Source organism: Bacillus swezeyi, assembly GCF_001969815.1.
GTDB lineage: Bacteria > Bacillota > Bacilli > Bacillales > Bacillaceae > Bacillus > Bacillus swezeyi.
The window spans coordinates 98,048-117,974 of sequence record NZ_MRBK01000014.1; the positions used below are offsets into that span (position 1 = coordinate 98,048).

Below are 19,927 nucleotides of genomic sequence, written 5' to 3' on the forward strand. Positions count from 1 at the left end.
CATTTCTTATCATGGACATACTAAATAAAGCTTACGATTTTTTCACTGATGATCTACAAATATCCTACCATCATCAAAGCGTTTGGGCAATAGAAAAAATCGTTAACATTCAATTATTTTACGATCGAAATGTTCGTCTTTTATTGATTTCTGTATAAAATCAGCTTCATTCACACAAGATTCCCTTAAAAAAGAGAACATTTTATTTGATTTATGATAGAGGAAAGGCGGCGTTATGATGAGACCAGACATTCATTTTGACAATGAGTGGCCAGAACAGTTCAAAAAACACCTTGATAAGGACGGACCATGGGCGAATTGGGAGCTTTACAAACTTTCCTGCGAGGTGCAAAAAAGGCTGGCGATTCCAACCTTTGAAGGACTGCAGGCTCCGTTTCACCTGCCTGATTTCACCCCGCTTCCCCACCAGCTCGAAGTCGCGCAGAAAGTGGTCGAGCAGATGAACGGAAAAGCCATTTTAGCCGATGAAGTGGGTCTCGGGAAGACCGTAGAAGCCGGGCTGATTTTAAAAGAATACATGATTCGCGGGCTGGCGAAGAAAATTTTGATTCTCGTGCCTGCCTCCCTTGTATCCCAATGGGTGAAAGAGCTGCGCGAAAAGTTCTTAATCTCGGCTGTCGAACAGAAAAAAAGCTATGTATGGGAGCAGTGTGACGTTGTCGTCTCCTCTCTCGATACAGCCAAAAGATCGCCGCACAGGGAAACCGTTTTATCCATTCAATATGATGTGGTGATCATTGATGAAGCTCACAAACTGAAAAACAATAAAACCAAAAACTACGAGTTCGTCCGCAATTTAAAGAAAAAATATTGCCTGATGCTCACGGCTACACCTATCCAAAACAAGATTGACGAGATATTCAACCTCGTCTCCTTATTAAAGCCCGGGCATCTGGGCAATGAAAGCAATTTTAACAAAGATTATTCAAAACAAATCAATTCAGCGGAAACGCATGAACGCTTGAAATCCCTGGTCAATAAAGTCATGATCAGGAACAGGCGGCAGGATACGGGCATCACCTGGACAAAGCGCCACGTCGAAACCGTGCCCATTTCCTTTTCACCGACTGAACAGGCTTTATATGATGAGATTAGAAAACTGAAAAAAGATCATCTCCATTCATCAAGCATGTTTTCGATTATGACATTGGAGCGCGAATGCTGTTCAAGCAGAGAGGCCGTCTACATGACGCTGAAAAACATGCTTGACCGGAAAGACCGCGAAGCCCCCGTTATCGGAGAAGCTGTGATTCATCATCTGATCGGCAAGGTAAATGAAGTGGCGCAAAATTCAAAAGCAATGAAAGTCGTCGAACTGATTCAAGAACTCAATGACAAAGTCATTATTTTTACAGAGTACAGAGCCACGCAAATTTACTTGCAATGGTTTCTCCAGCAAAACGGCATCAGCTCTGTTCCGTTTAGAGGCGGTTTTAAAAGAGGAAAGAAAGACTGGATGAAAGACTTATTCCGCGGCAAAGTTCAGGTTCTGATCGCGACCGAAGCTGGCGGTGAAGGGATCAACCTTCAATTCTGCAACAAAATCATCAATTATGACCTCCCGTGGAATCCGATGCGTCTTGAACAGAGGATCGGACGGATTCACCGCCTCGGCCAGGAACGGGACGTGTACATTTACAATATGGCGACAAAGCATACGGTTGAGGAACATATTTTAAAACTGCTCTATGAAAAAATTCATTTGTTCGAAAAAGTAGTCGGTGATTTAGATGATATTTTAACTAAAATAGAGGTCGGAAATTTCGAAGAGCATCTGCATGACATCCTTTTTTATTCGGCTACGGACGAAGAAATGAAAATCAAAATGGAAAACCTGACATCATTCATTTCCTATGGGAATGAAGCCGTTTCAAACCACAAACAGATTGGAGGCTAACATATGCGGCAGGAAGAAATACACCGGTTTCTGGAACGCTTTTTCACAGCAAACGGCTGCACCATCACAGACAAAAGCGCCGGCCATTTAACCGTGCAGCTGACTGCTGAAGTCGATAAGCAAATCATGAACAGGCCATTTTACTGGCATTGGCTTGAAAAGACGGGCGGCGAGCCGAATCCGATGAAAATCACCCTGATTACGGATGAAGATCAGGCTCCGGCTGATATAGAAGGTGAATTTATTCATTTTGGCTCTCCAAGACTTTTTCAAATGTTTCAGGCTGTTAAAAAGAACGGCAAATTTATTCGCCTGTATGAAAAAATCTGTTCACAAGGGGCGCACATTCCCCTTGAACCATGGCTCGGCATAAATGTGACCATCTCCTATCAGTCTGACAAGAAAAAAGATAAGCTGCTGTCTCTCGGCCTCCATCTAATCAGCGGACAGCTCATAGAGGGGTTTCAAGAGCAAATGGAGGCCCAGCCGCTCTCTTCGCAAATATCCGACTACTGCTACACCATGTCGCCTTTGATCAAACCGGAAAGCGGCATCAAACGTCTTGAGCGGTATATCGAACAGTCCGCCAGAAATGAACCGCTTGATTGGGCGGAAGCTTCCATTAAAAGATGGAAAAATGACCTTGCGCTGCTGAATCAATTTTATGAAGAAACAGAAGAAAAACCGGAAGAATATGAAATTGAGAAAAAAGCGCTCCAAGCGCTTTACGAGCCAAAAATCGAAATTAAGGTTGAAAACGGAGGATTATTTTATTTACAGAAAAAAATCTCAGGATAATTCTTCCGATTCGACACCGTTCTTGTTTTTATTCATGAAGAGGAGCTTATAATAGAACTACGGAGACAAGGAAAACTTTCGTAACATGAATTGGACAAGGATGGAAAAGTGTTGAGTCTTGAGATTTATCTTTGTTTATCACAGCACGGTTGACTGAAATACATAATCAAGTATTTTGGGAGGGGAAATGTATGAATAAAGATAAAAATGAGAAAGAAGAATTGGATGAAGAGTGGGCTGAGCTGATAAAAAACGCCCTGAAGGAAGGTATTAGTCCAGATGAAATACGATTTTTTCTCAATTTAGGAAAGAAGTCTTCCAAAGCTTCCACATCAATTGAAAGAAGTCATTCAATAAATCCTTTCTGAATGTGCTATAATATCGAAAGGAAGGTGATGACATTGATTGGCCAGCGTATTAAACAATATCGAAAAGAAAAAGGCTACTCACTATCTGAACTAGCTGAAAAGGCTGGGGTAGCGAAGTCTTATTTAAGTTCTATAGAAAGAAACTTACAAACAAACCCCTCCATTCAATTTCTAGAAAAAGTCTCCGCAGTTCTGGACGTCTCGGTTCATACCCTGCTTGATGAAAAAGATGAAACCGAATACGATGGTCAATTAGATAGTGAATGGGAAAATCTAGTACGTGACGCTATGGCTTCAGGGGTTTCTAAAAAACAATTTCGAGAATTTTTAGATTATCAAAAATGGAAGAAAAGACAGGAAAAGGAGTAAGGGGCCGCATATCTTACTCCCTTTGGTATTTTTTAAGCGGATACAGCGCCAATTCCTTATGAATGACATAAAAAAAAACGGATCTGAAAGATCCGTTTTTTCTGCTTCCCTCTTATTTATCTTCACTGTGAGCTCTTTCGTTCTCTTTAACATATCCGTTTTCATCAGCATGTTTTTTGCCGTCGATTGTTAAGCCGTTCCATTGAGTGGCTTCAAATGAGAAGTCAAGCTCTACAGAGTCTCCTTGATATTTGTTTTGAAGCATTTTGCCGCTGCTGTCTGTTGTTGTATCATTGACAAATTCAATAACCATTTCCACTTTGTCAAAATCAAATGGATCTTTAGGAACTCCATCATATTCTGGCGCAGTTTTTCCGTTGATTGTCGCCACATTGATTTTGCCGTTGTCATGCAAGAAGCCCGGCTCAATTAATTTTTTGACTTTTTCATATGCAGCTTTGTCTTTTTTCGCAGACATATTGTACAGGTCATAGAGGTTTGCGGAATCTAAAATGATGTTTTTAGGATAGCCGTTTCCGCCTTCAACTCCGACTGTCAGCAGGCTGACTTTAAATTGTTTCAGGAAGTCTTCAGCAGAGTTTTTCCCGCCGTTTTTCGCTTTTGCATCAACGAAATTGCTGTATCCAAGCTGCATCAGCACCTCTTTAATAGCTAGCGAGCCGTCGTTTTTAAATTCAAATTCTTTTTTGAATTTATCACCCGGTTTTAAGTTAGACAAGCTGACTCTTGCAGATGTATCTTTAGCATTTAAGTCAAGCGTCCCTGCTGCATATGTTGCTTGAGTTGTTTCAATATCATTGAACGCAGCCCAAGTTCCTCCTCCTACTAATGCCAATCCCAGCGCAGCAGACGCAACGCCCAATCCGATTTTTTTCTTTGTACCCATTGATAACTCCTCCTTTTATAATAAGAAAACTGCTATATATGGAACCTGAATATCAGGTTGCCAACGAAGATTACATGGAGACTGATTGATCTTTTCCGGCGGCTTCGATCGCTTTTGCTTTTTGATCTATTTCTCGCAAAGCCGCTGACACAGTAATGACTGCGTAAAGAATCAACAAGAGTCCAGGCACGATTAACAAGATGGCCGTGCCGATAGGTTTACTTGCAAAATCCAGCAAATATCCGGCATACGGAACCGTAATTCCCGAATATTCAGCTACAACATTTTCCGCCAAAACAGGATCGGAATCAGGGTTTTGATTGTTGTCACCCTTTGTTTTAAACATAAGATTTGATTTATTTTTTGTTATACCGATAATTCGGTGGGTAACCATTGTGTCTTGGTCTTGCATGAATGTAATGATATCTCCCTTTTTCAAATTCTCGGGATTTTTCATTTTTTGAACGGCGATTACAGAACCTGTCTGAAACTCCGGTTCCATCGATCCGGATAAAACAGTTTTCAATTGATAGCCAAACAGCTGCGGCTCTCCGCCGGACGACTTTGTTGAAATTACGACGATGATCGCCGCGATGATCAGCGTGAAAATAATCACATACAAGAAATTGCTGACCCATTTCATCACTTTTTTCATGACGCTTCCCCGCTTTCCAATGAATGTTCTTCTTTACTTTTTTCTTCATTTACGGAACGACTCTCGTCTGTCGTTTCTTTTTGTATTTTTTGTTCTTGTTCAGACTCTTGCGGTGCTTGTGTTTGTTCTTTTTGTTTTGGCTGTGAAGAAGCTTTTTTAGGAGGCTTTGGCGTTTCTTCCTTGCAATCTTGAAGTTCCATTACCTTCGACCAAATGACGGACTTTCCACGTTTATAATCTGGATGGCCTTCAGGTTTGATCAATTTAAAGGCATATAATCCTCCCTTTACCGCACGCTTTGACTCTATCCTGTACTCACGGCCTGTGCCCTCTTTTGAAACCGCGCCTTTGTCTATGACAACTCCATCTTTAAGCGGCTTTGCTGAATTCTCTATTTTATGCAGTTCCCAGTTCCAGTCGGAGCTGGTTATTTTTTGACCGCGGTTTTTAAATTCTGCAAATAATGTTAAAGGTGCACATACCGTTCCTTTCGTCTTTGTCTGTTTTTGAAGCTTCAGATCGCTTCCGTCCCACTGTTTGTCATCCGCATGATCGAATACTGCAGACGCTTTCATTGGCATGCTGTATTTTTCCACATCATGAAAGGATGCGGTTGTATGTTGATTCAGCTGACTAGCCAAACCAATCAAAAGGTAAATGATCAACATCATTTGAAAACCGATGACTGTTTTTTTGTCTCTTTTTCGGCATCTCCTAGTTCGAGATAATCGGATCATGACTACCCTCCTAGTGAGTCTGAAGTGGCTTTCGTTCGTTTTAAAGAACTTTATAGTTAGAGTATAAAGAACAAGAGGAAGGTTGAAAACTGTCAAAAAAGTCGATTGAGTTCGTTTTATAGAACATTATCGTTTAATTTCTCAAAAAACCTCTCAAATTCTCATCTTTTTGAAAACTTTGAAGTTCTTTATAGTGTACACAATTTCTTCTTATTCTTTGTATAAATCGTGTTGACAAGGAAAAAAATAGTGAAGAAAGGATGATGACCCATGCTGAAAAACATCATGTTATGCTTTTTTTTGCTATCTGCAGGGTTCGGACCGCTGAATGCTCATGCAACAGCTCATGAAACATCCCGCATGTCAAAATGGGAAGAGAGGGCTGTTGAGGAAGCGAAAAAACGGTATCCGACAGCCGAAGTGCTCCTCACAAAAAAAGTATGGGATCGAAAACGCACAGACGAAGCAGTCAAACAATATCACGTGACTCTTAGCGAAGGAAATAAACACTTTGGAGTTTTTGTCACCATCTCATATGAACCCACAACACATAAAGTGAATAAAGTGGTAGTCGTTGAAGAATATAAATAAACCGCTTTGCGATGCAAAGCGGTTTAGATTGTTTGGCAAAATCCTAAAACGGTTTAAGTTTTAGGGTTTTGTCATCTTTTCAGTGTGACCTTAAAATCCTGGAATTTTAGGGAGTCATCGGAGCGGATTTTCTCACGGCGGCGTTCAGGCAGGACGACTGGAGCGATTTATCCGCCGTTCCTTCCCTGGACATGAGCACAGACTCGCAGACCTGACAATGAATACGAGGCGTCTACACACTGAATGCAGAAAATCACGCTCTTACCTGACTAAGTTGATCTCTTGATCGGGCTGCTGCCTTATTTATGGCGCTTGAATAACATAGCGCAGCCGATCGGAATTATGCCGAACCATCGATAAACCCTTGACGAGGGCTTAGACTCTTTTCTCTTCTCTTTCATTTCTCTTCTTTCATGTTTTGGTGTGTCCATATACTTAACTAGCTGTTCGGTCATATATTTTACGTAATCGTTTGTTTTCATCAGATCACCTCATCATTCCTATATGATGAAGTGTTGTCCCACGGCCTTTTTTTTATACATTCTTCATCTTACACCCAAGATGTTAATACTCCTTCCAATGAGTGATTTTCTTTTCCGACAGATAAAATTGAAATTCGGCGCTTCTCATTGCTCCAGCCGCTCCAGCTGTCGTCTTTACCGTTATTTTCACATCCTTCATCTGCTTATCAGCAGTAGTTGAAACAGCATATGTTACCACTCCATATGCCGTTTTCACCTCTCCTTCCGTGTCTTCTTGAATATGCCTGATGGAATGGAGAATTCCATTTTGCAGGAGATTTTGCTGAGTATAAAACTCTTTTGTTTGTTTGGCAAAGCCTTGCTTGATCATAAAGGAGACAGCCGAATGACCAGCACACAGCATGCAGACAGCAGCCATAAAAACCACTGCGGGATAAATAAACCCTTTTGAATTGTTCACATGAACCACCCTTAAGCTGAATGATAGATTGGAAATGCTGCATGATATGTCTTATCGCTGAGACTAACAGCTTCAATCATCAATTGATGATCTTGTATCTTAAACGTGACATGTTTGACATGCTGCAAAATCGGCACATGACCTTTAGAATTGACCCTTTTTCGAATGGTTGTTTGATATTGTTCATAGCGGACCGTTTCACCCTTTGAGTTCGTCATCTCCAGCGCATGATGGCCGTTTGCTGCTTTTATATCGAGGGCATTTCTGCATTCCTTTAAAATCTGCTCTGCCGTTATGGTCCATTCCTGCGGATGAATGTCTGTTTCTTTTCTTTCCTGAGATAAAAACAGATGAAAAATCGATGCCATTGTCCCCGCAATAAACATATAAACCGTTAATGCGGCTAAAACATTAAGAAGGGTAAAGCCCTTTTGTCTGCAAAATCGAGAGACAGTGCTTTTGTTCTTTTCCAGGCTTGATGGAAATACAGACTTTATAGTCATCTCCTTTCTCCTTCCATTCTATATAATAGGCGGTTCCCTGATAAACCGCGGTTTCCTGCGGCTGAAAGGAACCGGTCAGCGTATAGCGGCTGATCTGTTCATCCAATAGGCGGTATGCCTCTTCCTCTTTTCTTGCCATTTCATTTTTTAATGCGAGCTGATGGAACATCGGAATAAACAAAACGGTGATCATCGTCCATATTCCGAGTGCGGAAACCGTTTCAATTGTCGTAAAGCCTTTATTTCTTTTGAACATTGATTTTTCCGCTCCCTAAATAAACCGTCAGTTGAAAAGAGGCACAAGGCGTATCAATCACTATTTTTCCTCCTTGATTCGGAACTCCGTTCGGACTGTATGTTAAATGTTGTCTCAATGTCGATTCCTTTATGGCGATTTTATGATCAAAAGTTCTGACAAGATAAGGATCTGCCTTTTCGTCCGCGGGCATAATGGCGTACTTGAAACGGTCGAAATCAAGATGCACCTTCACCTTTGCATTTTGAGCAAGAGCAGTCTGCTGGGCATAAAGCAAATCCTCTTCAAGCTGGGAAACGAAGTGCTGAACGACTCTTTTTTCATAAATGGGAGGCAGTCCGGAAAACAAAGTGATCATCATAATTGAACTGATCATTAAAACGGTTAAGCTTTCAAGAAGGGTAAACCCTTTATGATCTATCGTCATTACTCGGTCTGCGCCCTGCCATTTGAAACCACAATGGCTTTCCCGTTGGGACATGTTGAATTCTTCTTGATATATCCTTCTGATTCAAGATCTCCGATACTCGGCGTTTGACCGTCATGATCCATCTGATAAGCCGTGATTTGCGCTTGAATCATATTTTTCAAGCCTTCACAGCCTTTTTTTTGAATACTTTGATTATGCTTTGTGACATTTGGGATGGTAATCAGTAGCAGGATGGATATGACAAGCATGACGACAAGCATTTCAATTAATGTAAATCCCTTTTCATTCAATTTGCCGACCTCCTTTATAATTGATTCATCATTTGATACATTGGCAAAAGCATAGACAGATAAAGAATTAAAATCATGGCCGCGGTAAACCCGTAAATCAGCGGCTGGATGATGCCCGTCCACTGTTCAGCCTTCTTTTCCAGCCGACCGATCAAAAATTGGCTGTATGAATACAGCTCTCTGTGAAGCTGACCGTTTAACTGGCCGTGAGCGATCGCTTTTGACAGATCTTTTTCATAAAACGGACGCCCTTTTAAAATTTCATCGATCGCTTCCCCTTGTTTTAGTCTCTTGATGAAACACTTTGCTTCCTTTTGATAAAACGGCAAAAAGGGCTGGCTTTCAAACGCTTTTAGACTTTCGTATATCGATAAGCCCGATTTTAGAAGATTGCTCAGCTGAAGCGATAAAAAGTAGCTGTTAAATAATTTGAGGATTCTGCCCAACAGGGGAATTCTGATGAAAAAAAGCATTCGGGCTTCAGGAGATTGCTTTCGTAAGCGGAACAAATAGTACGCAGCCGCAGCCATAAACATGAGCAGCATCAAAATAAACAAAAACGTGAAGCTGTCGAAAAGTGAAAGTATAGAAGCTGTCAGAAAGGGTGTTTCTATATTCATGGAGTCGTAAATCGCGGAAAATTGCGGAACAATAGCAGCTTTCAAAATATAAGCAATAATACAGACTGTCATAATTAAGAATAACGGATACTTCGCAGCCTTCTTGATTTTTTCGGCCTGATCGATTTTGCGTTGAAGCAGCTCTCCGCTTTGGCTGAAAGCGAAGGCCAGATTCTCATGTTGTTCGGCAAAATAAATGATGCTGACGGCATCTTTATGAAACGAAATCAGATTCATCACTTGAAAAACCGGATACCCTTCAGTCAGTTTTCGCATCCCGAATGATATGTCCGCTCTTTGTTTTTTGTTCAATTGCAGTTCTAACATTTTTAAAGCGTCCAGAAGCGTATAACCCCTTACCATCATCTTACCAAGCTTTTCGAGAAGCTCCGCCTGTTCCCGGACAGGCCACCTGTTTTTAATCTGTCTCATCATAAACCCAGCGTTCATAGGCTTCCGACGGCAGATAGCCGAGCGCTATACCTTTTCTGATCAGCAATTTCAAGGTTTCTGTACGGCTGATGACATATTCGCCCCTGGCCTCTTTCACACAAAGCTGGAGGCTCTTCCCATACAGAAGCTCAAAGATGCTTGCTCTTCTCACAGACCTTGACAGCCTGCAATATAAGGAGCACCTGTCTCCGCAAAAAGGACAGGTAAGCCCGACTAGACGCTGAGCGCTGACAGCGATTAGTGTCTGCTCGATTTCAGTTATATCAATGCCAAGCTCAAGCAGTCTGTAAATCGCCCCTTTTGCATTTTTCGCATGCATGCTCGATAATACGAGATGTCCTGTCAGCGCGGCTCTTACTGCGATTTTGGCTGTTTCGGCATCGCGGATTTCCCCCAAAATGATCATATCAGGATCATGGCGGAGCACGGCCTTTAAACCTGCCGAATAAGTCATGCCCGCTTTTTCATTCACCTGTACCTGCAAAACATTTTCGCTGCGTGATTCAACCGGATCTTCCAGAGTAATAATATTTCGGTTAAAATGCCGCTTCGCATATTCAATCAACGAATATAGGGTCGTCGTTTTTCCTGATCCGGTCGGACCAGTGAAGATCATCAGGCCGTGGGAATGTTTCAGGAAAGACAGCAGCTTAGCCGTTGCGCTCGGAAACAATGACAGCTTTGCGAGCGGCTGAGTGCTTGTCTGCGAAAGAATGCGGATCACCAAGCTTTCTTCATGTATGGTTGGCAAAGTGGACATTCTTAAATGAACCGGTCTATTTTTGACATGCAGGGTTAACGCACCGCTTTGCGGCTGCCTTCGTTCACCAATATCCATGGAAGATAGAAATTTAAAGTGAGAAATGAGCCGCGCACACTCATTTCTCGTCACACTGTGCTTTCTAAATAATTCATCATCAATTCTGAAACGTATCACCGCGTCATTTTCTCCCGGAACAATATGAATATCCGACGCATTCATCATACATGCCTCTTCAATGAGCTTCCCGCTTAATGATTCAATCGTGTACAAAATCCTTGCGCCTCCTTTCTAATCGCAGTTTAAACGAAAAGCACCAGAGGCCTCAAATGATCAAAAAGCGAAAATCGGGTTGATGACAAGGAAAAAAATAATTTTTATACGGTGGAATCTGCTATTTTGCAGAGCTTTCCGCACTCATTTTAAAAAAATGTCTCATCAAATCATACTTTTACCGACTTTGTTTTCATTTTCAGGCAGACCATCCTCTTCCCTGATACAGAAACCTTTATTGCGAAGAGCTTTCGCAAGACTCTGTTCCGTTTTAATATGTGAAAAATCGACGCCGAGCTTTACGACCGTCTGGGCGATTTCCGGACCGATGCCGGAAATAATCGTTTCAATGCCTAAGAGTTTTGTGCTGTCAACGACCTTGAATAATTGATAGGCAACCATCGTGTCGACAAGCGGCACACCCGAAATGTCAATAAACAGATGGGACAGGCGGAGTTCTGCACATTGACCGAGAGCCGATTCGATAATGACTCTTGCCCGATGTGTATCAATTTCTCCAATAAGCGGCAGAACACCGATATGTGTCGATATTGGAATGACCGGAGCGCTTAATTCATGAATCATTTCCTTTTGGGCTTTCAGCTGGCTTGTCGTCGTCTGATCATATTCCGCAATAAATTGTTCAACGATTTCATCAATGATCAAGTGAAGACGTCTATTCCAAGCCAAAATATTTTTTTTTGAACAGCCGGGTTCATATTCATTTGAAAACGCCTCGATTTCATCCATCAATAGACTGCGGAAAATTTTAAATCCTTTTATGCTTTCAATGACGGAAATTTGGTTCACCGCCCTGTCATGGGCCATTTCCTTCGTACATCCTACAGCTTCTTCCCAATCATTCGTCGATTTTCTTTCGGTTAGTATATTCAAAACCGCATGAATAAAATTGTGATATTGCTTTGCAGTGCTTTCTTTTTCAGCCTTTGTTTGGGACAGCCATTCATCCGCCATCTTGTCCGTCTGTTTCATCAGATAATCATAAAGGGCTGAATTTTCGCTTTCCATGCCAATCCTCCTCATTGAATTGCTTCTAACACGGGCTTGTACAGCGGGCATTTAAGGTTGAATTTGTTTTCATACATATGTATAAAACAAAACATATTGCCAAAACTAGTCCTATCATGCGTTGGGCTATAGCCAAGCGGTAAGGCAACGGACTTTGACTCCGTGACGCGCTGGTTCGAATCCAGCTAGCCCAGTCTTTCCAGGCGAAAAAACGAAGATATGCTGAAATGTCCTTTCAGCAATCTTCGTTTTTTTCATGAAACAGATCGATGCAGCGTGTTTTTCTTTAATTTTAACAGCTCGGCCGGATGATATCCGACAACCAGCTTTTCCCCATTAACAATAATCGGCCGTCTCAGCAGTTTAGGCTTTTGAATTAACAGCTCCAATACTTCGCTTACCTTTAATTCTTCAATATTCAGATTAAGCTGTTTAAATGCCTGGCTCCTTGTCGCCAATATTTCATCAATACCTTCAGTCGTGAGCGACAAAATATGTTTTAGTTCTTCTTGACTTGGTGTCTCTCTGAATAAATGGCGCTCCGTAAATTCAACCTGATTTGCTTTCAGCCAATGTTTTGTTTTCCGGCAAGATGTACAGCTTGGGTATGAATAAAAAATCAGCTCTTCCATATGTTATTGCTCCTCCTTTGATTGATCTGCCTTTGTCTTTGTTATGTGTAGTACCCGTGATCTTTTTTCATTAAACACGATCTGAATTATTTTTCGATCCTCGATTCCATCACAAAATTGTAAAAAATGAATTGATTTTCCCAAAATGAAAATGTTTACATTTTAAGATAAATTGATTTATAATAGAGGCAAAGGGGCTTTTGGGAGGGATATCAATGAATCGCATGTTCCGCGTATTAGGTTTCTGGACAGGTATCTTTGCGGTCATGTTTTATTTAGGAAATATGAAAGATGCATCATTGCTGTTTTTCGGTCAAACGGTGTTCTTCGTTTTCTTATCGTATCTCAACTTGACTGAACGGATGTATATTTATATTTTCGGGGCATACTTGACTGTCTTTTTTGCTGCTTTTACATACTATTCTGTTTTTATTATGGTTCCCGGTCAAGGCGGCCATTAAGAAAAAGAGACGATCCTCTTGGATACGTCTCTTTTTTTTGGCTAGATGGTGAATCCGTTGATAAACGGATTTTGTTCCTGTTCTGTCGCAATATCTGTCTCAGGACCGTGCCCGCTTAGCACAAGCGTTTCTTCTGGGAGCGAGAGAAGCTTATTATGAATGCTGTCAAGCAAAACCTCGTGATTTCCTCCAGGCAGATCTGTACGGCCGATGCCCCCTTTAAACAAAACATCTCCGGAGATGATCAGCTGTTCTTCTTCCGCATAATAAGAAATGCTTCCCGGGGAATGGCCCGGCGTGAAGAAAACGCGGAGTTTAAATGAACCGATCTTAAGCTCCTGTTCCTCTTCGATGAGATGATCGGCTTTCTCCGCTGTGATCGGCTGCCCCGTCAACAGAGCTGAACCGTTTAATGATGGATCTTGCAGCCAGTCAGCTTCATTTTTATGTACATATACAGGAATACCCCATTCTTTTCTTACCTTGTCCACCGCTCCGATATGGTCAAAGTGAGCGTGTGTCAGAAGGACAGCAAGCGGTTTAAGTCCTTTTTCTTTTATGTATCCGTTTAATTTGCCTGCTTCACTGCCAGGATCAAATATTAGGCATGTGCCATCGTCATCTGCTAAGATATACGCATTTGTTTGAATAGGCCCTAAGGGCATTCTTCTCCACTTCATTCTTTTCACCTCGAAATGATCTGTCTTTGTTCCATTATGAAGGTTTTGTGAGAAACTTTCAATCAATCAGGTTGCCCTCGACAAAAGGGATGAAAACGGTTAAAATGAAATTGGAAATAAACTGCAGGGGATCCAAACGAAGGGGGTTTATATTGATGTTGCTTGTGATCATTTTCGGCCTTGTCACAATATTATCTGCTTTTGGGGTTCTTCGTTCGCTTAAACAAATCAATCTTCTTGGGATATTGTTTGGCGGAGCGGCTTTTATCGTCTTCGGCTGGTTTACAGTCATGACGATCATAAACAGCGGGTACCCGACAGCGCACTAACGGCCTTCCCTTATGGACAGCCTTGTTCCGCCATTTCCGGAACAAGGCTGTTTTCTTATTGATTCAAATGGTGTTGAACGCTTGAAAGCTTTCCTTCCATCGTCGTTTTCTTATCGCGTCTGTCATCGATTCTGATGTTTGTCGCCACTCTGTGGATGCCCTTTTGAAAAGGCGCTTCGTGAATCGTTTGAATCACCTGAAATAAATCGCTTAATTCCCCTTCAATTAGAGTATTCATCGGTGTCAGCCGGTATTTGATTTTTCCTTCTTTTTCAAATCCCTCTAAGATCGTTTGAATGTCCGCAACATAGGCGCTGACGCTCGGAGTTTCTGTTCCTATCGGTATAATGGTTACATCTGCTATTGCCACTGTTTCATACTCCTCTCTATTCCTTGATCACAAGGGGCTCGGATTTTTTCGAACCGAGTGATATAATTTCATTTTGCGTATAGCCGTACAATGCATATTCCCCGTCAGGAGATATTGTAATCGGAAGCATTTCTGCATGTTTACGAATGACCTGCCGTTCCCCCGACCTGAGATTGATGGCAATCAGATCAAACAGAGAGCTGGATTCACTCGGCTGATATGTGTAAAACAATTCATTTTTGTCATCATAGCTGTATTCCGCCGGAGAAAGACTTGAATATTGCGAGAACAGCGGAAGCGTGAAAGACAGCCGCTTTTTCGAAGAAGACACATCTGAAAATATGTAAGTGCCATTCCCGCTGTCTGCTGATGAAGTGACGATCATCCGCAGATTTTTGAAAACGTCGAGCAGTATGGCATCATCGGCGACTTTCTTTTCCCGTCCGGCGTTTATGTCATTGGAATAAACAGGAGCCGGCTTCTCCCGGTCCTGGTTATTCCATTTGATATATTCGAAAGAGCTTGAGGATGTCCAGTGAATAAATGCCGCCTGAGCGACGTCCTTTTCCGTTTTATCTTCTTTTGCATTGATCAAAAATGAATCAAAATTCCAATCTTTCGTAAATGCTGTCACATATAAAAGATAAGGATCGTACTCATTCCAGTCGACTTGTAGTTCATGGCTGTGAAACCTTTTTTCAAACAGCTGTTCACCCTGCAAATTTATCAACGTCAATTTGATTTCAGAGTCATTTCCCATGGTTTGGATGAGAATCATGCCTTTTTCCCTGTTCAATTCCGCAGATATCAGCCTGTCATCCGTTTTGTAAATCGTTTCGCCCGCCCCTTTAAATATATCATATGATCTTACTTCACTTCCTGCAATCGGATCTGTTCTTGTATATAAAATCGTTTCATTATCAAGCCAACCCGCCGTCTCATCAAATCGCCGGTCATTGAGCGCTATAATCTTTTTTTCATGAACTTCTCCATCGCTTTTCCGCTTTCCTTCGGACTCATCCTGAAAAACGCTTTCTGAGCCGCCCTTGTGTAAAGGAGCACAGGCAGCTGTTAACCCCGTCATCACAGCGGCAATGATCCATAATGAAACTCTCAAACCGGCCATTCTCCCTCCATAAATGATTGGCTGTCTAACTTTACGATCTGCAGAGCAAAAAGTTTCAGCTCTCAAAAAAACAGGATGCCCAAAGTATTCCTCTGCTTTTACAATATATATCGTCAAATTGGCTCAGCGGTAAAGGGTTTTTTCCCTTTCCAAGTTCAACTGTATACCCTTCTTTTTGATAAAAATGAATGAACCAATCTCTAAAACCGGCATAGCTGTCAATAAATCTGACTCCCTTATATCCGCTGAGACGCTCAAATGTTTGAATCACCTTGCTAGATTCAGGAGGCTCAAGTCCTTTATACCCCCAATAAATTTCCTCTCCCTGCGTATGAAGAGCTACAAGACGATCAGGCGGCTGGCTGGCTATTAAGTCCCTCATGACAATCGCCTCCGGCTCGGTCAACGGTTCATCTCCGGGGTAGTCCCGATATGATGGTGATTTAGGGGGTTTACGCCGTTTTTCTATTTCCCAATCAGACGGAAACTGATTGTTTAAATCAACTCCGTTAATATTGGCTTTCCACTCTTTAAAATCGGGCTGATGCTCATTCATTTCATCGAACGCATCACGCTCTATGCCAAGATGTTCGGGGCCGAGCAAAACAAGGTCAACCCCATCAGGATTAACGAGCGGAACGACTGAAAGCTTCGTTTGGCGAAAAAGCTCGGGCGGCGAAAAACCTAAAACATGCTGGCCGGTACATAAAAACAGACAATATTCTTTAAGCCACTTCATGAGCACTGATGTGGTAATCCATTCATTGGCATGAAAAGAAGCATTGATATGGGTTGTTTTTTCAGCGTCTTCTGCACCAAGGCACAGTTCATAAATAGGCTGACCTAATGCAGAGCGGCCAAGGATGTGAGAAGTGACAAACGGAAAGCATTCCGTTAACTTTTCGATTTCATTTTTCAGCGCTGCTGAATCATAAACAATCGTCTCTGTCAGCCATTGTTCTTCATCAAGCCTTGGCCGTTCATTCACCAATAATTCCAGTTGTTCATATGTTTCTGCTGGTGGAGCATCTTTTCCTGCTTGCTGATTCACTCCCGGAAAATAAAATTCGTCTAATGATGCGCCAAGGTTTGCGCTGATTAAGAGCTGTTCGGGTATGTTCAGGATGTCAGACAGCCTTGACATGTTTTGTTTTAAATCCGGTTTTATTTTGATGAATGCCATCAATGATCCCTCCCACAATAGCATATGAAGCATGCTTGTTTAACTACTCTCCCCGTTTGCAACTAAAAAAGCGTTTTTCATCAAAAGTGAGAGCGATTTCAAACATCGCAAAAAAAAACCTCCGCGTCATGCGGAAGCGTCAAAAATTAAAGGTTCTGTTTTCAGTCTACTTCGTTAAACTTTCAGTGATAAACTTCAGCTGACCTTCTAATGAAATCGGATCAGAAAAATAGAAGGCTACCGGATCGATTTGATAGACATGATCATTTTTGACGGCATCAAGGTTTTTCCAGATGGAAGTGTCAAACACGCCTTCATCGTCTCCGCTTGATTCCCAAGGGCCTATAAAAATATAATCACCGGCGAATTCAGGCAGTTTTTCGATAGAAATGCTTGCATATCCGGGGCCTTTTTGCATGGCTTTTTCCTTTGTCAGCTTTGTAGCATTTAGTCCAAGGTCTTTATAGATGATGCTGCCGCCTCTTCCGAATTTATCACCGAAAACATAAATATCTTTGCCGTTTGTTTGCATAATGGAAACCGTTTTGTCCCCGACAGCTTTTTGAATGTTTGATTTTGCCGCGGCAATTTTTTTGTCCCACTCGTCCAGCCATTTTTCTGCTTTATCTTCCGTGCCTGTCATTTTTGCAAAGTCCTTCAGCTGTTCGATGTTGTCCAGCTTATCATATTTCAAAGCAACGGTCGGTGCAATTTTTTCAAGCTTGTCAATATCAGCCCCTTGAGTTGTCCAAACGACAATCAGATCGGGTTTTAATTTAATGATTTTTTCGGCGGAGGCACCATCTCCAATGTTTTCAACGCCATCGGTTTTTCCTTTGAAGTACGGGTTTTGGAATACTCTATCAGGCGCACCAACGACATTAATGCCGAGTGTCTTGAAATAGCCGTAATAGCCGTCGGCCAAAACAACCACCCTTTTAGGATGCTTAGGGACTTTAACCGATCCGTTTTCAGCCTCGTATGTAATCGTCTCTTCCTGATTTGACTCAGAAGAAGATCCCTTGCTTTCTGATTTATTTCCGCATGCCGCCAATGCCGCAATCAATAATAAGACGAAAAAAGCAGCTCCGAATTTTTTGTATTGAAACGTCATCTTCCATACCTTCTTTCCGCGATAAATATGATAAAGAGAATCATTATCAATTATACCATGGCAATTCATGGCTGGCACACTGTTTTTTTATATCTGCAGCGGTACAGACCGGATCATATATCAGATCATTATGAAACCACGTAATAAAAAAATAGGCCGGTTTCGGAAACCGGCCCATCAAAGCTGCCGCCCGTAAAGGCTGGAAGCTTTTTTATTCTTTTTCACTGTCCTTCTTTTGATCAGATGGCTTTTTTAATCGTTCACTGTCATAAAACCTCAACAAATCGCCGTAAATGATTTGGTCTGAGAACGAAAGCTCCTGTTTAGCCTTTTCGATGTACGGTTCACAGCTTTCTTTATCTTTCGAAGGCTGTCCAGTCGATTTATCATAGCATACACCGTCAGTGTATACTTTGTCTTTCGTGATAAAGCTGCCGTCACGGAGCACTGTGAACGCCGCTTTGTCTTTGGAAAACAGGTCATTTCCGAACTGAATCTGATCGCTTGAATCAATTCCAAGCAAGTTCAGCAGAGTCGGACGGATATCAATTTGGCCCCCGACCGTATCAATCGTTTTCGGATCTTTATCGGTTACTCCAGGAATGTGAATCACAAGCGGCACTTTTTGAAGCTGAACTTCCTCAAAAGGCGTCACTTCTCTTCCGAGGTACTGCCCCATTGCTTCATTGTGATTTTCGGAAATTCCATAATGATCACCGTATAAAACGATGATTGAGTTATCATAAAGGCCGTCCTCTTTCAGCTTTTCAATAAAGCGCTTGAGTGCTTCATCCTGATAGCGGACAGTCGGGAAATATCTGTTTAACGTTCGGCTCTTTGAATCAAACTCGTCAATCATTTTGTCTTCTTCATCAAGTTCAAACGGAAAATGATTCGTCAAGGTAATGAGACGGGTGTAAAACGGTTGAGGCAGCTCTTTCATCAGCTTTGACGACTGCTCAAAAAATTCTTTGTCTTTTAATCCCCATCCTACGGAGTTTTCCTCATTTACGTCATATGAATTGATATCGTAAAATTTATCATACTTTAAAGTTTCATACATGATATCCCGATTCCAGAAACTTTTGTTGTTTGCATGGAAGATCGAAGAATAGTAGCCATGATTTTTTAATATTTCCGGCATCGCCGTATATTCATTTCCTGCATTCGTAAAGAAGACCGCTCCCCTTCCCAGCGGATAAAGAGAGTTATCGACGATGAATTCAGAATCGGCGGTTTTTCCTTGGCCTGTCTGATGGTAAAAATTTTCAAAATTGTAGCTTTTCTTGATCAAGTCGTTCAAGTAAGGGGTGATTTCTTTACCGTTCAATTTTTGGTTGACGACAAAGCTTTGAGTGGATTCCAAAGAGACGAGAATGACATTGCGCCCTTTGGCAATTCCGTTCAAATCTTTGTTAGTGTCCGTCCGGTTCGCATCGACATAGTTTTCAATCTCTGTGAGACTGTTGCTGTCAGCGAGGGCGCGCTGGGCAGTCTGCTTTGACTGGATTAGGCCGTCATAGATGTGAAAGTTGTAAAGACTGATGTTCTTTACCAGCACTTCTCTGTCAAACGATCTCGTCAAAAGCTGCGGTCTTTCTGTCTCCGATATCCCTAAATTGAAAAAGAAAACAGCAGCGACAAATAGAAAATAAGCCGCTCGTTCTTTTCTTGTCGCCGTACGGCCGGTTTTATCCGTCTGGCGCTTGTACAGCCAAATCAAAATGGCAATGTCGACGGCGAGGAGCAGATCAGTGGGCATAAACAAAGAGTTGATGCTGCTTCCCAAATCACCCATATTATTCGTCTGGAACAGTACAGGAATCGTCAAGAAGTCGTTGTAAAAACGGTAGAAAACCATGTTTGCCAAGAGAACGAACGTCAGAACGATGCTGGTTCCAATGATAAACCGATTTCTGTTTTTCTCTTTAAAAAACAGGCCGATTCCGAATACAAAAAGCAAAAAGCTTAAAGGGTTGATAAACAATATAAATTCCTGCATGAAATTTTCTATTTTAATATTGAAGCTGGTTTTGTAGACGACATACGTTTTCAGCCACATCAGCAATGTCGCAACTAGCAAAAATGAAATTTTCGATAAAAATGGCTTTCGCATTCCAAACCTCCCTATGC

At 41.8% G+C, this 19,927-nt stretch carries 26 protein-coding genes and 1 tRNA gene; 8 read left to right on the forward strand and 19 right to left on the reverse strand.

All coding sequences use genetic code 11. The features are described 5' to 3' along the window. Positions 1-238 precede the first annotated feature (238 nt). The 4 genes from BTA30_RS13580 to sinR all read left to right on the forward strand — a co-directional run bounded on the left by BTA30_RS13580 (position 239) and on the right by sinR (position 3,453). Entirely contained in the window at positions 239-1,918 is a 1,680-nt protein-coding gene (locus BTA30_RS13580; RefSeq protein WP_076761841.1) for a DEAD/DEAH box helicase, read from the forward strand. Positions 1,919-1,921: 3 nt separating this feature from the next. Continuing rightward, positions 1,922-2,716: a YqhG family protein gene (locus tag BTA30_RS13585; protein WP_076761842.1), complete on the forward strand. Its 795-nt coding sequence runs from the start codon at positions 1,922-1,924 to the stop codon at positions 2,714-2,716. 191 nt (positions 2,717-2,907) lie between these two features. After that, positions 2,908-3,084 (forward strand): anti-repressor SinI, encoded by a 177-nt coding sequence (gene sinI / locus BTA30_RS13590; protein ID WP_076761843.1) that lies wholly within the window; start codon positions 2,908-2,910, stop codon positions 3,082-3,084. A gap of 33 nt (positions 3,085-3,117) precedes the next feature. Beyond that, the gene (gene sinR / locus BTA30_RS13595; protein WP_006637528.1) at positions 3,118-3,453 is read left to right on the forward strand and encodes a transcriptional regulator SinR; all 336 of its coding nucleotides are present in this window, start codon (positions 3,118-3,120) and stop codon (positions 3,451-3,453) included. Positions 3,454-3,565: 112 nt separating this feature from the next. Here the strand turns inward: sinR and tasA are convergent, their stop codons facing one another. From tasA to tapA, 3 genes are all read right to left on the reverse strand, one after another. Beyond that, on the reverse strand, positions 3,566-4,360 hold the full coding sequence (gene tasA / locus BTA30_RS13600; RefSeq protein ID WP_076761844.1) for a biofilm matrix protein TasA: 795 nt from the start codon (positions 4,358-4,360) through the stop codon (positions 3,566-3,568). A 70-nt stretch (positions 4,361-4,430) separates the two neighbouring features. Continuing rightward, a complete protein-coding gene (sipW, locus tag BTA30_RS13605; protein WP_076761845.1) occupies positions 4,431-5,015 on the reverse strand; it encodes a signal peptidase I SipW in 585 nt (194 codons plus the stop codon). Beyond that, on the reverse strand, positions 5,012-5,752 hold the full coding sequence (gene tapA / locus BTA30_RS13610) for an amyloid fiber anchoring/assembly protein TapA (protein ID WP_076761846.1): 741 nt from the start codon (positions 5,750-5,752) through the stop codon (positions 5,012-5,014). The genes sipW and tapA overlap by 4 nt, the downstream gene beginning before the upstream one ends. Before the next feature lie 270 nt (positions 5,753-6,022). Here tapA and BTA30_RS13615 point away from each other — a divergent pair, with 270 nt between their 5' ends. After that, on the forward strand, positions 6,023-6,343 hold the full coding sequence (locus BTA30_RS13615; RefSeq protein WP_076761847.1) for a DUF3889 domain-containing protein: 321 nt from the start codon (positions 6,023-6,025) through the stop codon (positions 6,341-6,343). A 299-nt stretch (positions 6,344-6,642) separates the two neighbouring features. Here BTA30_RS13615 and BTA30_RS13620 read toward each other — a convergent pair whose 3' ends face one another. The 9 genes from BTA30_RS13620 to BTA30_RS13660 all read right to left on the reverse strand — a co-directional run bounded on the left by BTA30_RS13620 (position 6,643) and on the right by BTA30_RS13660 (position 11,899). Further along, on the reverse strand, positions 6,643-6,825 hold the full coding sequence (locus tag BTA30_RS13620) for a YqzE family protein (protein WP_076761848.1): 183 nt from the start codon (positions 6,823-6,825) through the stop codon (positions 6,643-6,645). A gap of 82 nt (positions 6,826-6,907) precedes the next feature. Further along, entirely contained in the window at positions 6,908-7,285 is a 378-nt protein-coding gene (gene comGG / locus BTA30_RS13625) for a competence type IV pilus minor pilin ComGG (protein ID WP_076761849.1), read from the reverse strand. An 11-nt stretch (positions 7,286-7,296) separates the two neighbouring features. Next, a complete protein-coding gene (gene comGF / locus BTA30_RS13630) occupies positions 7,297-7,788 on the reverse strand; it encodes a competence type IV pilus minor pilin ComGF (protein WP_083696961.1) in 492 nt (163 codons plus the stop codon). Continuing rightward, positions 7,697-8,044, reverse strand: a complete 348-nt coding sequence (gene comGE, locus BTA30_RS13635; protein WP_076761851.1) for a competence type IV pilus minor pilin ComGE — start codon at positions 8,042-8,044, stop codon at positions 7,697-7,699. Before comGE ends, comGF begins: the two co-directional genes overlap by 92 nt. Next, positions 8,028-8,471 carry a competence type IV pilus minor pilin ComGD gene (gene comGD, locus BTA30_RS13640; protein WP_239693695.1) on the reverse strand — a complete coding sequence of 148 codons (444 nt, stop codon included), beginning with the start codon at positions 8,469-8,471 and terminating at the stop codon, positions 8,028-8,030. The genes comGE and comGD overlap by 17 nt, the downstream gene beginning before the upstream one ends. Then, positions 8,471-8,764 carry a competence type IV pilus major pilin ComGC gene (gene comGC / locus BTA30_RS13645; protein WP_076761852.1) on the reverse strand — a complete coding sequence of 98 codons (294 nt, stop codon included), beginning with the start codon at positions 8,762-8,764 and terminating at the stop codon, positions 8,471-8,473. The genes comGD and comGC overlap by 1 nt, the downstream gene beginning before the upstream one ends. 14 nt (positions 8,765-8,778) lie before the next feature. Continuing rightward, complete coding sequence (comGB, locus tag BTA30_RS13650) at positions 8,779-9,816, reverse strand: competence type IV pilus assembly protein ComGB (protein ID WP_076761853.1); 1,038 nt, start codon at positions 9,814-9,816, stop codon at positions 8,779-8,781. Beyond that, entirely contained in the window at positions 9,803-10,870 is a 1,068-nt protein-coding gene (gene comGA / locus BTA30_RS13655; RefSeq protein ID WP_076761854.1) for a competence type IV pilus ATPase ComGA, read from the reverse strand. The genes comGB and comGA overlap by 14 nt, the downstream gene beginning before the upstream one ends. 165 nt (positions 10,871-11,035) lie before the next feature. Beyond that, the gene (locus BTA30_RS13660; protein WP_076761855.1) at positions 11,036-11,899 is read right to left on the reverse strand and encodes an STAS domain-containing protein; all 864 of its coding nucleotides are present in this window, start codon (positions 11,897-11,899) and stop codon (positions 11,036-11,038) included. Positions 11,900-12,021: 122 nt separating this feature from the next. On the opposite strand from BTA30_RS13660, the gene BTA30_RS13665 reads away from it, so the two are divergent. After that, positions 12,022-12,093 (forward strand) — tRNA-Gln (locus BTA30_RS13665). A 60-nt stretch (positions 12,094-12,153) separates the two neighbouring features. Here BTA30_RS13665 and BTA30_RS13670 read toward each other — a convergent pair. Continuing rightward, the gene (locus BTA30_RS13670; protein ID WP_076761856.1) at positions 12,154-12,531 is read right to left on the reverse strand and encodes a Spx/MgsR family RNA polymerase-binding regulatory protein; all 378 of its coding nucleotides are present in this window, start codon (positions 12,529-12,531) and stop codon (positions 12,154-12,156) included. Positions 12,532-12,746: 215 nt separating this feature from the next. Here BTA30_RS13670 and BTA30_RS13675 point away from each other — a divergent pair, with 215 nt between their 5' ends. Beyond that, positions 12,747-12,992: a DUF2626 domain-containing protein gene (locus BTA30_RS13675; protein ID WP_020452180.1), complete on the forward strand. Its 246-nt coding sequence runs from the start codon at positions 12,747-12,749 to the stop codon at positions 12,990-12,992. 41 nt (positions 12,993-13,033) lie between these two features. Here the strand turns inward: BTA30_RS13675 and BTA30_RS13680 are convergent, their stop codons facing one another. Beyond that, positions 13,034-13,672 (reverse strand): MBL fold metallo-hydrolase, encoded by a 639-nt coding sequence (locus BTA30_RS13680; RefSeq protein WP_076761961.1) that lies wholly within the window; start codon positions 13,670-13,672, stop codon positions 13,034-13,036. A gap of 155 nt (positions 13,673-13,827) precedes the next feature. Between BTA30_RS13680 and BTA30_RS13685 the strand changes: the two genes are divergently transcribed. Further along, positions 13,828-14,001: a DUF2759 domain-containing protein gene (locus tag BTA30_RS13685; RefSeq protein ID WP_076761857.1), complete on the forward strand. Its 174-nt coding sequence runs from the start codon at positions 13,828-13,830 to the stop codon at positions 13,999-14,001. 55 nt (positions 14,002-14,056) lie between these two features. On the opposite strand, the gene BTA30_RS13690 is transcribed toward BTA30_RS13685, so the two are convergent. From BTA30_RS13690 to BTA30_RS13710, 5 genes are all read right to left on the reverse strand, one after another. Beyond that, complete coding sequence (locus BTA30_RS13690) at positions 14,057-14,371, reverse strand: MTH1187 family thiamine-binding protein (RefSeq protein ID WP_076761858.1); 315 nt, start codon at positions 14,369-14,371, stop codon at positions 14,057-14,059. Between the two features lie 16 nt (positions 14,372-14,387). Next, positions 14,388-15,488: a YqgU-like beta propeller domain-containing protein gene (locus BTA30_RS13695; protein ID WP_459213282.1), complete on the reverse strand. Its 1,101-nt coding sequence runs from the start codon at positions 15,486-15,488 to the stop codon at positions 14,388-14,390. Between the two features lie 64 nt (positions 15,489-15,552). Further along, positions 15,553-16,680, reverse strand: coding sequence for a M14 family metallopeptidase (locus BTA30_RS13700; protein ID WP_076761860.1), 1,128 nt, complete (start codon positions 16,678-16,680; stop codon positions 15,553-15,555). Between the two features lie 166 nt (positions 16,681-16,846). Further along, positions 16,847-17,794, reverse strand: coding sequence for an iron-hydroxamate ABC transporter substrate-binding protein (locus tag BTA30_RS13705; protein WP_076761861.1), 948 nt, complete (start codon positions 17,792-17,794; stop codon positions 16,847-16,849). A 211-nt stretch (positions 17,795-18,005) separates the two neighbouring features. After that, positions 18,006-19,910, reverse strand: a complete 1,905-nt coding sequence (locus BTA30_RS13710; protein ID WP_076761862.1) for an LTA synthase family protein — start codon at positions 19,908-19,910, stop codon at positions 18,006-18,008. Positions 19,911-19,927: the final 17 nt, after the last annotated feature.

Coding starts and splice junctions, on each gene's coding strand:
- tasA (WP_076761844.1), bottom strand. CDS start 4,360: ATGGGTACAAAGAAAAAAATCGGATTGGGCGTTGCGTCTGCTGCGCTG.
- sinI (WP_076761843.1), top strand. CDS start 2,908: ATGAATAAAGATAAAAATGAGAAAGAAGAATTGGATGAAGAGTGGGCT.
- BTA30_RS13700 (WP_076761860.1), bottom strand. CDS start 16,680: ATGGCATTCATCAAAATAAAACCGGATTTAAAACAAAACATGTCAAGG.
- BTA30_RS13680 (WP_076761961.1), bottom strand. CDS start 13,672: ATGAAGTGGAGAAGAATGCCCTTAGGGCCTATTCAAACAAATGCGTAT.
- BTA30_RS13685 (WP_076761857.1), top strand. CDS start 13,828: ATGTTGCTTGTGATCATTTTCGGCCTTGTCACAATATTATCTGCTTTT.
- BTA30_RS13660 (WP_076761855.1), bottom strand. CDS start 11,899: ATGGAAAGCGAAAATTCAGCCCTTTATGATTATCTGATGAAACAGACG.
- sipW (WP_076761845.1), bottom strand. CDS start 5,015: ATGAAAAAAGTGATGAAATGGGTCAGCAATTTCTTGTATGTGATTATT.
- BTA30_RS13675 (WP_020452180.1), top strand. CDS start 12,747: ATGAATCGCATGTTCCGCGTATTAGGTTTCTGGACAGGTATCTTTGCG.
- BTA30_RS13670 (WP_076761856.1), bottom strand. CDS start 12,531: ATGGAAGAGCTGATTTTTTATTCATACCCAAGCTGTACATCTTGCCGG.
- tapA (WP_076761846.1), bottom strand. CDS start 5,752: ATGATCCGATTATCTCGAACTAGGAGATGCCGAAAAAGAGACAAAAAA.
- comGD (WP_239693695.1), bottom strand. CDS start 8,471: ATGACGATAGATCATAAAGGGTTTACCCTTCTTGAAAGCTTAACCGTT.
- BTA30_RS13710 (WP_076761862.1), bottom strand. CDS start 19,910: ATGCGAAAGCCATTTTTATCGAAAATTTCATTTTTGCTAGTTGCGACA.
- BTA30_RS13615 (WP_076761847.1), top strand. CDS start 6,023: ATGCTGAAAAACATCATGTTATGCTTTTTTTTGCTATCTGCAGGGTTC.
- comGE (WP_076761851.1), bottom strand. CDS start 8,044: ATGTTCAAAAGAAATAAAGGCTTTACGACAATTGAAACGGTTTCCGCA.
- comGB (WP_076761853.1), bottom strand. CDS start 9,816: ATGAGACAGATTAAAAACAGGTGGCCTGTCCGGGAACAGGCGGAGCTT.
- BTA30_RS13620 (WP_076761848.1), bottom strand. CDS start 6,825: ATGAAAACAAACGATTACGTAAAATATATGACCGAACAGCTAGTTAAG.
- comGF (WP_083696961.1), bottom strand. CDS start 7,788: ATGACTATAAAGTCTGTATTTCCATCAAGCCTGGAAAAGAACAAAAGC.
- BTA30_RS13580 (WP_076761841.1), top strand. CDS start 239: ATGAGACCAGACATTCATTTTGACAATGAGTGGCCAGAACAGTTCAAA.
- BTA30_RS13705 (WP_076761861.1), bottom strand. CDS start 17,794: ATGACGTTTCAATACAAAAAATTCGGAGCTGCTTTTTTCGTCTTATTA.
- BTA30_RS13585 (WP_076761842.1), top strand. CDS start 1,922: ATGCGGCAGGAAGAAATACACCGGTTTCTGGAACGCTTTTTCACAGCA.